Here is a 13156-nt window from a genome sequence, read left to right as displayed (position 1 = left end):
ATGCTGGATACGGTAAAACGAACGATTTCCGACTATACGATGCTCGAAACCGGCGAAAATGTGCTTGTCGCCCTGTCCGGCGGTGCGGATTCCGTAGCGCTTCTGCTGAGTCTGCGCGAGCTGGGGTATCCTGTGCGGGCGTTTCACCTCAACCACTGTCTGCGCGGTGCAGAGTCCGACCGGGACGAAGCCTTCTGCCGCAGGCTGTGTGAGAAGCTCGGCGTGAAACTGACGGTCGAGCGCGTGGACATAGCCGCTGCCGCAGGCGATTCCGCGGTAGAGGAGACCGCGCGGCGTATTCGCTATGCACGGCTGGAGCATGCCGCACACGGAGCCAAAATCGCGGTGGCGCATAATGCGGACGACAATCTGGAGACCATGCTGTTCCATTTGGTGCGCGGCACAGGTGCGAAAGGTCTCACGGGCATTCCGCCGGTGCGCGGACGCATCATTCGGCCTCTCATCGAGGTTGAGCGGCGGGAAATCGAAGCCTTTCTGCGCGAGCGCGAACAGGATTTCGTGACTGACAGCACCAATGCGGACACAGCTTATACGCGCAACCGCCTCCGTCAAGAGGTCGTTCCCATTCTGCGGGAATTGAATCCGCAGGCGGTGCAGGCGGCAGCACGGCTTTCACGTCAGCTTCGGCAGGACGAGACTTGCCTGCAGAGTTATGCACAGACCTGTGTACAACTTTGTGCAGTCGGGAACGGCGCATGGAAGATTCAGCCTCTGCGGGAGGCCGCATCGGCGGTTCGCAGCCGAGCATTGCGTCTACTGCTCGAAAACGCGGATATGCCGCTCAAAGACGTAACCGCAAAGCACATTTCAGCGCTCGAGCATCTGTTGGAAACCGCGTCTCCGTCTGCGGAAACCGATTTGCCGAACGGCTGTTTCGCAAGACGTGAATATGACGTTCTGCGCATCATTCCCAAGGCTGAAACCGCGGTCGAGCGGCCGGAAATCCCGTTTACCGTACCATTCGCAGGGATGATCTGGAAGGACACGGTAAGGCTGACTGCAAAGAAATTAGAAAAATCCGAAGTTTTTTACAAAACATTCAATACTTTTTGTCTGGATTGTGGTACAATAGATTTTGAATCGCTGTGTGTTCGCACACGACGCACCGGAGACACTCTGCGGCTGACCGAAAACGGCGGCAGCAGATCGCTCAAAAAGCTGATGATCGACCGAAAGATTCCGCGCTATATGCGGAATGCGATGGCCGTTATCGCGGATAAAAACGGCGTGATCGCGGTGCAGGATATCGGTGCGGACTGCAGCAGAACAGCCAAAAATAACGCAAATACACTGCAGATTACAGTAAAGGGGTTATCAAAAAATGGCTTATAATATGCGAGATGACATCAAGGAAGTTTACTTTACCGAGGAGCAGCTTCACGAAAAGGTAGCAGAGCTGGGTGCGCGTATCACGGAGGATTACCGCGATAAGAACCCGCTAATCGTCAGTGTGCTCAAGGGCTCCTATGTGTTCATGGCCGACCTGACCCGTGCCATTGATACGCCGTGCAACGTGGATTTCATGGTCGTATCCAGCTACGGCAAGGGCACCAAGACCTCCGGCGAGGTGCAGATCATCAAGGATATCGCACAGCCGATCGACGGCCGCGACCTGCTGATCGTGGAGGATATTCTGGATTCCGGCGTAACGCTGCACTATCTCATGCAGATTCTGGCAGCACGCGGCGCGAACTCCATCCGCCTGTGCACGCTGCTCTCCAAGCCGGAGCGCCGCAAGATCAACGTCGATGTGGATTACCTCGGCTTTGAGATTCCGGACGAGTTCGTAGTCGGCTACGGTCTCGACTACGCGGAAAAGTATCGCAATCTGCCGTATATCGGTGTACTTAAGCCGTATGTTTACGGCGGCGAGTAATTTAGGGAAGAGGTGTTAAACCGATTTGAAAGGCAAAATGAAAGGCTTCGGCCTTTACCTGATCATACTGGTGTGCCTGTTGGCAGGTGTCAGCTATGTGGTCAGCCAGACACAGCAGACAGAAACGCTGTCCTATAATCAGATCTACAACTATTTTATGGATGGCGATGTTGACCAGTACGACGTGGACGACACCACGCTGACCATGCATCTGAAAAAGGAAAACCGGACGTACACCTACGATCTGGGCGACTACAGAAGCGTGTTCTATAACGATCTGGGAGAGACCATTCAGCAGCAGATGCGGGATGGCACGCTGACCAAGGTCGATTACCGCACGGCGACCATTCCGTGGTGGGCACAGTTCCTGCCGTATGTGATCCTGATCGTGCTGCTGATCGCGTTCTGGTACTTTATGATGAACAAGCAGTCCGGCGGCGGAGCAGGTCCGATGCAGTTCGGCAAGGCCCGTGCAAAGCTGGCGCAGGACGATAAGCGCAAGGTCACCTTCAATGATGTGGCAGGCGCGGACGAGGAAAAGGCAGAGCTGCAGGAAATCGTCGAGTTCCTCAAGAATCCGCAGAAGTTCGTGCAGATCGGCGCGCGTATTCCGAAGGGCGTGCTGTTGGTCGGCCCTCCGGGCACCGGTAAAACCCTGATCGCGCGTGCGGTTGCAGGCGAGGCGGGCGTACCGTTCCTGTCTATTTCGGGTTCGGACTTCGTTGAGCTGTACGTCGGTGTCGGCGCATCGCGTGTGCGCGACCTGTTCGAGCAGGCCAAGAAGAACGCGCCGGCTATCGTGTTCATCGACGAGATCGATGCAGTAGGCCGTCAGCGCGGCGCAGGTCTCGGCGGCGGTCATGACGAGCGCGAGCAGACTCTGAACCAGCTGCTCGTTGAGATGGACGGCTTTGGTGCAAACGAGGGCGTTATCGTCATCGCAGCCACCAACCGCAAGGATATTCTGGATAACGCACTGCTGCGTCCGGGCCGTTTTGACCGTCAGGTCTATGTCGGCGCACCGGATGTCAAGGGTCGTGAGGCTGTGCTCAAGGTACATGCCCGCAACAAGCAGTTCGACCCGGATGTCAAGTTCTCTGAAATTGCCAAGACGACCGCCGGTTTCACCGGTGCAGACCTCGAAAACCTGCTCAATGAGGCAGCGCTGCTTGCGGCACGCCGCAACAAGAAGCTGATCTCGCAGGAGGAGATCGAGGAGTCGCTGCTCAAGGTCGTTATGGGCGTGGAGAAGAAGAGCCACATCATCAATGAGCACGACAAGCGCCTGACCGCGTACCACGAGGCCGGTCACGCGATCTGCTTCCACGTTCTGCCGACGCAGGATCCGGTACACCATGTTACCATCATCCCGCGCTCGTCCGGTGCGGGCGGCTTCACCATGCCGCTGCCTGAGGAGGATCAGGCCTACCGCACCAAGAAGTATATGGAGGAGTACATCATCGTTTGCCTGGGCGGCCGCGTGGCCGAGCAGCTGACGATGGAGGATATCTCCACCGGTGCTTATGGCGACATCAAGCAGGCAACCCAGATGGCACGCGCCATGGTCACCAGCTACGGCATGAGCGAGCGTATCGGCCCGATCGACTACGGTTCGGATAACGGTGAGGTGTTCCTCGGCCGCGATCTGGCAGCCGGCAAGGGCTATTCCGAGGTTAAGGCGGCGGAGATCGACGACGAGATTCACCGCATTATCGAGCACGCATATCACGCCTGTGAAAAGCTGCTGAGCGAGCACATGGACGAGATGAAGCGCGTTGCTGAGTATCTCATCCGTAACGAAACGATGGACGGCGAGACCTTTGTTAAGGTCTACAACGGCGAAATCGTTCCGGATAAGATCGTCGGCGAGGATCTGATGACCGAGCTGCAGCAGGAGCTGCACGCCAAGGTAAGCAAGCCTGCGGAATCCGCAGAGGAGCTTGCCAAGGTCGAAGAAGCCGAAAAGGATCTCGACCCGGATAAGCAGGATCAGTAAACATTCACAAAACCCCACAGAAAATTCTGTGGGGTTTTTCCTTACCTGAAATGTCAAATACTCTTGACATTTTGCTGTCTGCCTGTTATCTTGAAGATGTAAAGAGAACTTTACATTTTAGCGAATGGCATCAAGGGCAGGAGGTGCTTTTATGCGGTGGGATTTGTACACATCAGCCGAGAAAATGCAGGTATTGTGGGTCTGCATCGGCCTGCCGGTGCTCCTGCTGGCGGCATGGCTGGTAAGAGACTGGATGGATGCCGGAGGATCGAAAAAGGCCCGCAAAGCCGCCAAAGCACTCGGCAGCAGGACCGATGAGATGGAGCACGCCATCAGCACACAGGCACAGGCGGTCGCATACCGAGTGACGCAGGCGGGAATCCTGGCGTGCCTGTATTATCGGCTGCTGATAAAAGGGCAGGCGGCAATGGAGTTGTGTGCGCTGCTGGTCGTGTCCGGCATGGCGGAGGCGGCTATTATGCTTGTGCAGACGTTCCGCAAAGCAAAGGACGACGAGGAGCATCCGCCGAGACTGGTTTTCCTTATCGCAAAGCTGACGTTCTGCGCGGTGCTGATCGGATTGGCCATCGGAATGACGGTTCTAACGCAAAACTGGTAGGAGGTGCGCTTATGAGCTGGGATATGTACGATATGACACAGAAGGTGCAGGTTGTTGTGGTTGCGATTGTGCTGCCGCTGGTCATTCTTGCAGCGAGCCTGTGGCACGACTGGGTAGAAGAAGGACAATCGCCGCGAGCGAGAAAAATCATGAAGGACTGGGAATGGAATATCGATGAGATGGCGCACGCCGTCAATGTGAAGGGCCGCTTGATTGGCTACCGTGTGCTGCAGGCCGGTGTTATCATTTATCTTGGTTACAGCCGCTTTTTCCGTGATTATCGCTCGATTGAACTCAGTGTCCTGGCAATCGTGTCCATTGTTGCTGAGGTGCTGTTTATTATCATCAAAACCATTCGCAATATGGCGGGCGATGAGGATAAAACGCAAATGTGGAAACAGATAGGACATAGTGTGTTCAATAATCTGATGTATCTGTGGATTGTGGTGAAGGTTTTCTGGATGTAGGGAGGTGCACCTATGTTTACAACCGAAACCGGTATAGGCGTGGTCGTAATGGTCGTTTTTGCGGCAATCTGGCTGGCTTTTATGCTCTGGGAGGACTGGGGACAGGCCGGAAAAACCGCTCGTGCACGCGCTTCCGCGAAGGCCAACGGCTGGGAGCAGGACGAAATGCAGAACACAATCACACGCAATGGTGCGATTATCGCCTATCGCTTGATGACGGTCGGACTGTTCGTGGTGATGTTGGTGGATATCATTGCATTCGGCAAAAATGTGAGCGAGTTTGCAATTCTGTGGTTCGTGTGCATGGTGTTCGAGGGTGTTTACAGAGCGATCGCAACCTACCGTGCCACAAAAGATGACGAGGAAAATCCGCCGTCCCAACGTGCACTTGCCGGGGATATTGTAAAGCGTATTTTCATTCCGGTCGTGATATTCGCAGATTTGATATGGAAGTTCTGGCACTGAAGATGAAGAACAATATTAAAGAACTCCGCAAGGCACGCGGCTTGCGGCAGGAGGACATGGCAAAGCTGCTCGGGGTATCGCGGCAGACCATCGTGGCGATGGAGAACGATAAATACGACCCGACCCTCGAGCTGGCGATTAAAACCGCGCGGCTGCTGGAACGGCCGGTTGAGGAGATTTTCTTCCTCGATGAAGAATCGTAATTGAGAATTGAAAATGGAGAATGAAGTGCGATGGCATACCTCGATTCTGGGCGGCCAATGGCCGCCCCTGCGGGTACACGTTTGCAAATGGTTCGGAAAATGCAATCTTTACGTTCATTTTCCATTCTGCATTCCTGCATGAAAAAAGGACTTCCCGCAGGAAGTCCTTTTTTATAGCACAGATTTACCCAATACCGCCCGGGATAATAAAGCTGAAGAATACAACGAGTGCGGCAAGGAAGATATACACATACTTCGCAAGCGGCGCAAAGGCGCGGCTGAGCGGCTTGCTGCGGCCGTTCATCAGCTCCTGCTCCATCTTGTCGATGCCGAGCACCCAGTACGCCATAACCGCACCGAGGATTGCACCGATCGGCACGACGTAAATGGTGATAACGTCCATCAGCGTACCCATGAGCGTATCGCGCTCGATAAACAGGCCAACCGCCAATGCGGCGCCGCACGACAGCAGGACAGCGGCCTTTCGGCTCAGCTTGAGGCGCGTCTGCGCGGCCTCAGAGACTGCTTCCAGCATGTTCGCCAGCGAGGTAATGCCCGCGAACAGCACGGAAATAAAGAAGAAGAACGCGAACAGACGGCCGAACGGCATCTGCTGGAATACACGCGGCAGGGTGATGAACAGCAGCTTGGGGCCGGAGGCCGGGTCCAGACCGAACGCGAACACGCTCGGCAGGATGGCGAAGCCGGCCAGCATAGCGGCGCAGGTGTCGAGCAAAGCGGTCATGCACGACGAATGTACAACATCCTCATTTCTCGGCAGGTAAGAGCCGTAAATGATCATGCCCGAGCCGGTGATCGACAGCGAGAAGAACGCCTGACCCATCGCCATGATCCATGTGCGCGGGTTGAACAGGTATTCCCACTGCGGTACGAGCAGGTATTTGTAGCCTTCGATCGCATTCGGCAGGAAGGCTACGCGGACAGCAATAATGATGAACAGAATGAAGAATGCGGGCATCATCACCTTGTTGATCTTTTCAATGCCGCCGGACACGCCGAAGATCAGCACAGCCGCCGTCAGCAGGATAACCAGGGTGTGCCACGGCACACTGGAAAAATTCGTGCTGCTCATTTCCGTGAAGAACTGCTCCGGTTCGGTGCTCATCAGCGAGCCGGTCAGTGCACCGAACGCGCTCCGCAGCACCCAGCCGACGATGATGGCGTAGCCGATGGCGATACCGAGCGAGCCGAGTAGCGGAATCGTACCGAGGATGGCGCCGCCCCTTTTGCCGCGGGACTTCATCGCAAATTCATACGAGCCGATCGGACCTGTGCCGGTCATACGGCCGAAGGCGAACTCGCCGGACAGGCCGACATAGCCGAACAGTGCGATAAACAGCAGGTAGGGGATTAAAAAAGCCGCGCCGCCGTATTGACCGGTGCGGTAAGGGAACATCCAGATGTTGCCCATGCCGACCGCAGAGCCGACCGCCGCCAGCACAAAGCCGATTTTTGAGGTAAAGGTTCCGTTTTCGTTTTTCTGATGCATAATAAAACTCTCCGATTGTTTACAGATGTAAACATAGTATAACACAAAATAAAGCAAAAAGCCACTTACACTTTTCACAGGAAAAGCGGGAGCTTTTGACAGAAGTAACAAAACACTCGTCGGAATTTAGGGAAATTTATCAGTTATTCTCTTGCGCTCGGTGGATGGATATGGTATGATAAATGAGCGTGAAAAAGACAAGTGTCTTTTTGGGGAGGACAGACATCGCATGATAAAACCAAAGTATTATCTCGTGGAGCGCACCCTGCTGCCGGAGGTATTTCAGCGCGTGATCGAAGCGAATGAAGCCATCGCTTCGGGCAAGGCGGCTACGGCAAGCGAAGCGGCAAAGATCGCCGGTCTGTCGCGCAGTGCGTATTACAAATATAAGGACGGCGTTCGCCCTTTCTTTGAGGCAACCACCGACCGTATCGTCACCTACCATTTCATGCTGCACGATCAGCCGGGTGTTCTGTCGAGCATTCTCGGACTGATGGCACGCTCGGGTGCAAACCTGCTGACGGTGAACCAGTCCATTCCGATGAGAGGAATGGCGTCGGTCACTATTTCGGCCCGCACCGGTGAGATGAAATACTCATCCGAAGAGCTTGTGCACCGTGCAGAAGCAATGGAAGGCGTCAGCAAAGTGGAAATTCTGGCATCTGAATGACCGTCCGGCGGTATACAGAACGCTAATTTAACTGATGAAAGGAAATCAGCATATGATTAAAGTAGCAATCATGGGACACGGCACTGTCGGTTCGGGCGTATACGAGGTTTTTGACATGAACGCCGAAAAGATCGCCAAGACCGTTGGCGAGCCGGTTGAGGTAAAGTATGTCCTCGACCTGCGCGACTTCTCCTCTCTGCCGTATGGCAATAAATTTGTAACCGATTTCTCTGTCATCGAGAACGACCCCGAGGTAACAGTCGTTGCCGAGGTGATGGGCGGCGTAGGCGCTGCGTACCAGTTCACCAAGCGCTGCCTCGAGGCTGGCAAGAGCGTATGCACCTCCAACAAGGAGCTGGTTGCTACCAAGGGTGAGGAGCTGCTCAAGATTGCCGAGGAGCACGGCGTAAACTATATGTTCGAGGCCTCCGTCGGCGGCGGCATTCCGGTCATCCGTCCGATGCTGCAGTGCCTGGCTGCCAACGAGTTTAACGAAATCTGCGGCATTCTGAACGGCACGACCAACTACATTCTCACCCAGATGATCCACAACGGCGTTACCTTTGCGGATGCGCTCAAGCAGGCACAGCTCAACGGCTATGCCGAGAAGGACCCGACCGCTGATATCGAGGGTCACGACGCCTGCCGCAAGATCTGCATTCTGTCCGACCTTGCTTACGGCGATAAGTTCGATCCGGATCAGGTTTCCTGCGAGGGCATCACTAAGATCACCCTCGAGGACGTAGCAAACGCCGACAAGCTGGGCTGCGTTATCAAGCTGCTGGGCCGCTCGGTCCGCTGCGAGGACGGCACCGCTTACGCTTATGTTGCACCGCATCTCATCCACAAGGAAAGCCCGCTGGCCGCTGTTGAGGACGTATTCAACGCCATCATGATCGACGGCAATGCGACCGGTGAGGTTATGTTCTACGGCAAGGGCGCCGGCAAGCTGGCTACTGCTTCCGCTGTTGTTGCCGATATGCTGGACAGCATCGAGCACAAGGACAAACGCCGCCGTATCTTCTGGGGCGATGGCTCCAAGCACCTGCTCCGTCCGCTGGATACCCTGCAGAGTGCATGGTACGTTCGCTTCAAGGGTGCACAGAAGGATGTTGAGGAGCTGCTGCCGGTTGAGAGTCTGACCGAGCCTGCTGAGGGCGTATTCGTGGTTCAGACCCGCAAGCTGTCCACCGCAGAGATGAACGCCGCAGCCGAAAAGCTGAACGCACGCGGTGAAGTTCGTGCGGCAATGCGTATTCTGTAAAGGAGAGAAAATACAATGGTTCGTGTAACCGTTCCTGCTACGAGCGCCAATATGGGCTCGGGCTATGACAGCATCGGCATTGCGCTCGAGCTGTACAACGTGATCGACCTCGCAGAGAACGATCATATTGATATTTCGGATAAAAACGGTCAGTATGTTCCGCAGGACGAGAGCAACCTGATCTATCAGTGTGCGAAGCGCGTCTACGACGAGTGCGGCAAGCCGCTTTCCGGTTTGACCATCGTTGAGGACTGCGCTATCCCGCAGACTCGCGGTCTGGGTTCGTCCTCGGCGTGCACGGTTGCGGGTATCATGGGTGCAAACATGCTGCTCGGTGAGCCGCTCGACCGCAACGCGGTCATTGATCTGGCGGCTACCATCGAGGGTCACCCGGATAACTCCACACCGGCGATTCTCGGCGGCTTCTGCGTGGCGCTGCTCGAAAACGGCCATGTGCATCACGTGCGTGTGCCGGTTCACGGCGCGATCGACTTCGTGGTATTCATTCCGGATTTCCAGCTGTCCACCGAAAAGGCGCGTGCGGCGCTGCCAAAGACCATCGACCATCACGATGCGGTTTACAATCTGGCGCGCGCAGCGCTGCTCGCGGGCAGCCTGACCACCGGAAAGCTGGAAAACCTTGACGCGGCAACCGGTGACTGTCTGCACCAGCCGTACCGTTTCGGTCTGATCGAAAACGGCGAGGACATCGTGCGTGAGGCCAAGAAGCTGGGCGCGCTCGGCGCGTTCATTTCCGGCGCAGGCCCGTCCATCGTGGCTATCGTCTACAAGGGCGACCGCGACTACATCACCCGTGCACAGGAGCTGTGCGAAAAGCACTATCCGCACTGGAAAGCCGTGCAGCTGCGCTGTGATGAGGTTGGTGCGACCGTAAAACGACTGTAATAGGGGACGGATGAGTGCTCTCGTCCGTGTATATAAGGAGGAAACATAGTTAGTATGAGTCTTATTGTGCAAAAGTTCGGCGGCACTTCGGTTGCCAACACCGAGCGACTGAAGAATGTTGCGGACATTGTTACCAAGACCGCACAGGCAGGCAATCAGGTTGTTGTAGTTGTATCCGCGCAGGGCGATACCACGGATGATCTGATCGTAAAGGCTGCCGAGCTGAACGACCGTCCTTCCAAGCGCGAGATGGACGTTCTGCTCAACACCGGCGAGATGATCTCCATGTCTCTGCTGGCGATGGCCATCCAGAAGCTGGGCTTTCCGGTCGTATCCCTGACCGGCTGGCAGATCGGTCTGGAAACCAACAGCAATTACTCGGATGCCCGCATCAAGCGTATCGCAGGCGAGCGCCTCAAGGCAGAACTGGATAACGGCCGCATCGTTATTGTTGCAGGCTTCCAGGGCATCAACAAGATGGGCGACGTGACCACGCTCGGCCGCGGCGGCTCGGACACCACCGCAGTTGCCATTGCAGCAACGCTCGGCGCGGATCTCTGCCAGATCTACACCGACGTAGACGGCGTTTACACTGCCGATCCGCGCATCGTAAAGGATGCCAAGAAGCTGGACGCCATCACCTATGATGAGATGCTGGAGCTGGCATCTCTGGGTGCACAGGTGCTGCACAACCGTTCGGTTGAGATGGCAAAGAAGTATAATGTCGATCTTGAGGTCGTTTCGAGCTTTACCCGCAATCCGGGTACCAAAGTCAAGGAGGGTTCTAATATGGAAAAACTGCTGGTTTCGGGTGTTGCCCGTGATAATAACTGCGCGCGTGTAGCAATCATCAATCTGGACGATACGCCGGGCACTGCATTCAAGGTATTCTCGCTGATGGCGAAGCACAATGTCAACATCGACATCATCCTCCAGTCCGTCGGCCGCGATAACAAGAAGTCCATCTCGTTCACCATCCGTCAGGACGATGCAGAGCGCGTCGAGAAGATCCTGCGCGACGCGAAGGAGATGCTCGGCTACGAGGATATTTCCATCAACACCAAGGTCGCAAAGGTTTCCATTGTTGGCGCAGGCATGGCTTCCGCTACCGGCGTTGCTTCCAAGATGTTCGAGGCTCTGGCAAGCGCCGGCATCAACATCCGCATGATCTCCACCTCTGAGATCAAGATCTCCGTCCTCATCAACGAGGAGGACAGCGAGAAGGCTGTTAAGGCTATCCACGAGGAGTTCTTCAACGCCTAACCGATACGGCATATCAAAAAGTCCCGAAATACACATTTCGGGACTTTTTTGCAACCGGAAAGACGTACGCAACCGTCGGTTGACAAAAAGAAACGATGGGTTGGTGGCGCTTTTGCGGCATTTCAGGCACACTGGAGACAGAAAAGAAAGGCAGGTGGCAGAGATGACAACAGGTGAGAAAATCGCGGTACTGCGAAAAGAGCAGGGCATGAGTCAAGAGGCGCTCGGCGAAAAGCTGGGTCTCAGTCGTCAGGCGGTCAGCAAGTGGGAGGCTGATCAGGCAGTGCCCACGATGGATAACTTAATGGAACTGAGCAGGCTGTTCGGCGTGCCGGTGGATACGCTGCTGCGTCCGGATGCGGAGCTTGTTCCCAAGACGGAGGACACGGCGGAGAATGGAAACCGGCCGGTGAAGAACGTAAACCGCAAATGGAAAATCGCAGCGATTGCAGCGGCGGGACTGCTGTGCGTCAGCGTGGTATGCAGCGCGGTCAGCCTGTGGCGCGTGATTGTCATGCAGAACCAGATTGACCAGCTGCGGATGCAGAGCGGGCCGAGTACGATTTACTATCCGGATAATACGAGCGCTGAGAACAACGATTTAGCCGACTGGTCGGAGAACGTGACCGTAGATCCGCAGAACGCGGATAACCTTCTTGTGACAGTGAGCGCCGTGCCGAAAGAAATGCGGGACGGCGAAACCGCAAAGTTTGTTGTCCGCAGCGGCGATCAGTCGTGGGAGTGCGACGCAGAAAACAAGAACGGTTACAGCGGCGAAATCAGCGTGCCGCTGGTGGATACGTTTTCTGTTTATTTGACGCTGACAAGTACGGACGGAGAAATCCGTAATATTATGGTTGCCTCTGAGTATGACCTGAAGCAGCGTTTTTCTCTCGAAGTGCGTGCGTGGTGGGAGAACGGTAGCTTTAGCTTTAATGGTAAGACCACATCAGCCAGTGGCAATGTGGCAACGTATATTTACTGCGGCGATGACAGTGTGACACCGGTCAGTGGTCGTATATTGCTGTATCAGAACGGCAAGCAAATCAAAGAGAAGAAGATCGAGAATATAGAAACAGGAGTCGGTGGAGACGTTTATTATTATACACAGGTTGACTGGCGTGATCTGGAAGGTGGATTGGATCAGTACCAGCTGAAAGCCGAGATTACCGACAATTACGGCAGAGTGTACAGCAGTGAGTTTTTCCAATAACAAAAAAGACCGCGAAAGCGGTCTTTTTTGTTATTTCCTCGGTGTAAATGTCGCGGCAAGGACGTAAACGCGGCTTGCGCCCATCTCCCGCAGAGCCTTGACGGCGGCAGCCGCCGTTGCACCGGTGGTGATAATATCATCGACCAGCACGACGGATTTTCCGGTCAAATCCACGCTGCCCTTCGGCAGAACGGCATCTTTTGCGTTGCTCTGCCGTGCAGCGTAATTCTTCTGCGCGGATTGCTTGCCGACAAACCATCGCTTGCGCAGTGTTGCCTCGCACGGCAGGGAAAGCGGCTTTGCGATGAGCTTTGCCAGCAGCTCCGCCTGATTGTACCCGCGCTTGCGGTAGTGCAGGAATCCAATCGGCATATAGGTAATCAAATCAGGCTGCCATTCCTCCAGCTGTGACGTGAGAGCCACGGACATTTGCGCCGCAAACCAATCCGCGCAGTAGGCGGCGCCGTTGAACTTGAACCGCTTCATGGCATTTTGCACGGTGCCGCGGTAATACAGAGGAGCGATCGTACCGTCCGCTCCGGCGATGGAGATGACCTCATTGCAGCGGTATTCCCGCCGGACTGCAGCGGCACAGTCCGGACAAAGCTGCAGCGTGCGGCTGGTCGTCACCGGAAAATCTGCGCCGCATAAAACACACCTGTGACCATAAAGAATGCCCATCG

General features: G+C 55.3%; 14 protein-coding genes. 12 read left to right on the top strand and 2 right to left on the bottom strand.

Going from position 1 to position 13156, the window contains the following annotated elements:
* The 7 genes from tilS (at window position 1) to IEY11_RS05580 (ending at window position 5647) form a co-directional block, all read left to right on the top strand.
* Window positions 1-1353 (top strand): tRNA lysidine(34) synthetase TilS, encoded by a 1353-nt coding sequence (gene tilS / locus IEY11_RS05610; RefSeq protein WP_188886038.1) that lies wholly within the window; start codon window positions 1-3, stop codon window positions 1351-1353.
* Complete coding sequence (gene hpt, locus IEY11_RS05605) at window positions 1343-1897, top strand: hypoxanthine phosphoribosyltransferase (protein ID WP_243022094.1); 555 nt, start codon at window positions 1343-1345, stop codon at window positions 1895-1897. The genes tilS and hpt overlap by 11 nt, the downstream gene beginning before the upstream one ends.
* Window positions 1898-1934: 37 nt before the next feature.
* On the top strand, window positions 1935-3893 hold the full coding sequence (ftsH, locus tag IEY11_RS05600; protein ID WP_118285015.1) for an ATP-dependent zinc metalloprotease FtsH: 1959 nt from the start codon (window positions 1935-1937) through the stop codon (window positions 3891-3893).
* 151 nt (window positions 3894-4044) lie between these two features.
* The gene (locus tag IEY11_RS05595) at window positions 4045-4512 is read left to right on the top strand and encodes a hypothetical protein (protein ID WP_188886037.1); all 468 of its coding nucleotides are present in this window, start codon (window positions 4045-4047) and stop codon (window positions 4510-4512) included.
* Between the two features lie 11 nt (window positions 4513-4523).
* Window positions 4524-4979: a hypothetical protein gene (locus IEY11_RS05590; protein ID WP_188886036.1), complete on the top strand. Its 456-nt coding sequence runs from the start codon at window positions 4524-4526 to the stop codon at window positions 4977-4979.
* Between the two features lie 12 nt (window positions 4980-4991).
* Window positions 4992-5444, top strand: a complete 453-nt coding sequence (locus IEY11_RS05585; protein ID WP_188886035.1) for a hypothetical protein — start codon at window positions 4992-4994, stop codon at window positions 5442-5444.
* A gap of 2 nt (window positions 5445-5446) precedes the next feature.
* On the top strand, window positions 5447-5647 hold the full coding sequence (locus tag IEY11_RS05580; RefSeq protein ID WP_188886064.1) for a helix-turn-helix transcriptional regulator: 201 nt from the start codon (window positions 5447-5449) through the stop codon (window positions 5645-5647).
* Window positions 5648-5831: 184 nt separating this feature from the next.
* Here the strand turns inward: IEY11_RS05580 and IEY11_RS05575 are convergent, their stop codons facing one another.
* The gene (locus tag IEY11_RS05575) at window positions 5832-7157 is read right to left on the bottom strand and encodes a sodium-dependent transporter (protein WP_188886034.1); all 1326 of its coding nucleotides are present in this window, start codon (window positions 7155-7157) and stop codon (window positions 5832-5834) included.
* 229 nt (window positions 7158-7386) lie between these two features.
* Between IEY11_RS05575 and IEY11_RS05570 the strand changes: the two genes are divergently transcribed.
* The 5 genes from IEY11_RS05570 (at window position 7387) to IEY11_RS05550 (ending at window position 12473) form a co-directional block, all read left to right on the top strand.
* Window positions 7387-7827 carry an ACT domain-containing protein gene (locus IEY11_RS05570; RefSeq protein WP_117489913.1) on the top strand — a complete coding sequence of 147 codons (441 nt, stop codon included), beginning with the start codon at window positions 7387-7389 and terminating at the stop codon, window positions 7825-7827.
* Between the two features lie 52 nt (window positions 7828-7879).
* Window positions 7880-9091 (top strand): homoserine dehydrogenase, encoded by a 1212-nt coding sequence (locus tag IEY11_RS05565; protein WP_188886033.1) that lies wholly within the window; start codon window positions 7880-7882, stop codon window positions 9089-9091.
* 15 nt (window positions 9092-9106) lie between these two features.
* Window positions 9107-9997, top strand: a complete 891-nt coding sequence (thrB, locus tag IEY11_RS05560) for a homoserine kinase (protein ID WP_118360693.1) — start codon at window positions 9107-9109, stop codon at window positions 9995-9997.
* Window positions 9998-10051: 54 nt separating this feature from the next.
* Complete coding sequence (locus IEY11_RS05555; RefSeq protein WP_118478884.1) at window positions 10052-11260, top strand: aspartate kinase; 1209 nt, start codon at window positions 10052-10054, stop codon at window positions 11258-11260.
* A gap of 163 nt (window positions 11261-11423) precedes the next feature.
* Window positions 11424-12473: a helix-turn-helix domain-containing protein gene (locus IEY11_RS05550; protein ID WP_194461862.1), complete on the top strand. Its 1050-nt coding sequence runs from the start codon at window positions 11424-11426 to the stop codon at window positions 12471-12473.
* Between the two features lie 30 nt (window positions 12474-12503).
* Here the strand turns inward: IEY11_RS05550 and IEY11_RS05545 are convergent, their stop codons facing one another.
* Window positions 12504-13154 (bottom strand): ComF family protein, encoded by a 651-nt coding sequence (locus IEY11_RS05545; RefSeq protein ID WP_188886031.1) that lies wholly within the window; start codon window positions 13152-13154, stop codon window positions 12504-12506.
* Between the last annotated feature and the right edge of the window lie 2 nt (window positions 13155-13156).

The organism is Butyricicoccus faecihominis (genome assembly GCF_014648015.1).
Classification (GTDB): Bacteria; Bacillota; Clostridia; order Oscillospirales; family Butyricicoccaceae; genus Agathobaculum; species Agathobaculum butyriciproducens.
Note: the sequence above shows the minus strand (reverse complement) of the source record. Positions and strands in the feature narration are given on the sequence as shown.

Excerpts from the sequence above, each read along its gene's own strand:
- tilS (WP_188886038.1), top strand. The coding sequence starts at position 1 with ATGCTGGATACGGTAAAACGAACGATTTCCGACTATACGATGCTCGAA.
- IEY11_RS05590 (WP_188886036.1), top strand. The coding sequence starts at position 4,524 with ATGAGCTGGGATATGTACGATATGACACAGAAGGTGCAGGTTGTTGTG.
- hpt (WP_243022094.1), top strand. The coding sequence starts at position 1,343 with ATGGCTTATAATATGCGAGATGACATCAAGGAAGTTTACTTTACCGAG.
- IEY11_RS05575 (WP_188886034.1), bottom strand. The coding sequence starts at position 7,157 with ATGCATCAGAAAAACGAAAACGGAACCTTTACCTCAAAAATCGGCTTT.
- IEY11_RS05585 (WP_188886035.1), top strand. The coding sequence starts at position 4,992 with ATGTTTACAACCGAAACCGGTATAGGCGTGGTCGTAATGGTCGTTTTT.
- IEY11_RS05595 (WP_188886037.1), top strand. The coding sequence starts at position 4,045 with ATGCGGTGGGATTTGTACACATCAGCCGAGAAAATGCAGGTATTGTGG.
- ftsH (WP_118285015.1), top strand. The coding sequence starts at position 1,935 with ATGAAAGGCTTCGGCCTTTACCTGATCATACTGGTGTGCCTGTTGGCA.
- IEY11_RS05545 (WP_188886031.1), bottom strand. The coding sequence starts at position 13,154 with ATGGGCATTCTTTATGGTCACAGGTGTGTTTTATGCGGCGCAGATTTT.
- thrB (WP_118360693.1), top strand. The coding sequence starts at position 9,107 with ATGGTTCGTGTAACCGTTCCTGCTACGAGCGCCAATATGGGCTCGGGC.
- IEY11_RS05580 (WP_188886064.1), top strand. The coding sequence starts at position 5,447 with ATGAAGAACAATATTAAAGAACTCCGCAAGGCACGCGGCTTGCGGCAG.
- IEY11_RS05555 (WP_118478884.1), top strand. The coding sequence starts at position 10,052 with ATGAGTCTTATTGTGCAAAAGTTCGGCGGCACTTCGGTTGCCAACACC.
- IEY11_RS05565 (WP_188886033.1), top strand. The coding sequence starts at position 7,880 with ATGATTAAAGTAGCAATCATGGGACACGGCACTGTCGGTTCGGGCGTA.
- IEY11_RS05550 (WP_194461862.1), top strand. The coding sequence starts at position 11,424 with ATGACAACAGGTGAGAAAATCGCGGTACTGCGAAAAGAGCAGGGCATG.
- IEY11_RS05570 (WP_117489913.1), top strand. The coding sequence starts at position 7,387 with ATGATAAAACCAAAGTATTATCTCGTGGAGCGCACCCTGCTGCCGGAG.